Raw genomic sequence first — 278 nt, forward strand, 5'->3', positions numbered from 1 at the left:
TTGTATGCCGGCAACAGGCTTTGAATGGTCGTATCCTTTCCAAAAATAAGAGCGGCTGCCAGGGTTAATCCTTCCTGTCCTGTTCTGAAATCTTTACGCCAAAGACTCGCTTCCTTTAATAATTCTTCATCCTTTATTGTCATCCAGGGGTGGTCACTACGGTTGGATCGAATTAGATTTCGTGCTTTGGTAAACAGCTCCTGATCAAGATCTTCAAAATGTAGGTTAGGAAAAATCTCATTTTCAGTGAAAATGCTGCTTTTTGTAAAATAAAGCTC

1 pseudogene is annotated in these 278 nt (G+C 40.3%); it reads right to left on the bottom strand.

From position 1 onward, the window contains the following. Nucleotides 1-278 (bottom strand): annotated as a pseudogene (locus HC176_RS19465) (AAA family ATPase); the annotation flags it as partial.

This window comes from Tamlana crocina, from assembly GCF_012037625.1.